The sequence below is a fragment of the Bradyrhizobium sp. NBAIM14 genome (assembly GCF_020193895.1).
In the GTDB taxonomy this organism is placed as follows: Bacteria; Pseudomonadota; Alphaproteobacteria; order Rhizobiales; family Xanthobacteraceae; genus Bradyrhizobium; species Bradyrhizobium yuanmingense.
This window is the reverse complement of the sequence record NZ_JADYVQ010000074.1, coordinates 1-665: the sequence shown is the minus strand read 5'-3', so window position 1 is coordinate 665 and position 665 is coordinate 1. Positions and strand designations below refer to the sequence as shown.

Here is a 665-nt window from a genome sequence, read left to right as displayed (position 1 = left end):
TTGCGCTATGGATGTTATGTAACGCGCACGCCTGCAGCAGGATGCGCGATATTTCAATCGATCAGCCTGACCTCGACGGCTCTGTACTTCGAGCGCTGTTTATTGAAACGAATACCGAAAGTCACGCGCGTGCCGGACACCAGATCAGCCCCTGCGCAGCCGCGAAGGTCCGATATGTGCACGAACAAATCCTTGCCGTCGCCATAGTCAGGCCGAATGAACCCCCAGCCCTTTTCAACGCTGTACGACACTACTGTTCCGGTGCGCATGTTTGTTCCACGGTCTTGCGGCTCGATATCGCCGCCTACTACTCCGGAGCTGCGGGTGCACTTTCCGTTCCTAACTCGGCGGCGACGAGCGCGAGCGAAGATGAGCGCCACCACTTGAACATCCTGACTCACCTCGCCTCACAGCAAACCGGCGGGGCGGACCAGGCGCTAGAAGCGACGAGCCCGCCCCTAACATTACCGCATCTGGAGACTCGGTGATGCTGCCCAGGACCGAGCAAGGGTCGTGCCGAATCGAGAATCGGAGATTCTGCAGGCGCTTCGTGGCGGGCTACAGGGTCAAGGTGTTCGCTTTGGTCTGAAAACTGATGGCCGACCGGGGCACTGTCCGTCCCAGTTGGTCCCGCCGAACTTCGGACTGCAGGCTCACGCTCGCGT

The 665-nt window shown here is 59.8% G+C and carries 1 protein-coding gene; it reads right to left on the bottom strand.

Features of this window, described 5'->3' with window-relative positions; all coding sequences use genetic code 11:
* Window positions 1-53 precede the first annotated feature (53 nt).
* Entirely contained in the window at window positions 54-269 is a 216-nt protein-coding gene (locus tag I6F28_RS37055; protein WP_225143937.1) for a cold-shock protein, read from the bottom strand.
* Window positions 270-665 lie beyond the last annotated feature (396 nt).

Bases quoted from the DNA above. Each gene is read 5' to 3' on its own strand.
- I6F28_RS37055 (WP_225143937.1), bottom strand. From the start codon at position 269: ATGCGCACCGGAACAGTAGTGTCGTACAGCGTTGAAAAGGGCTGGGGG.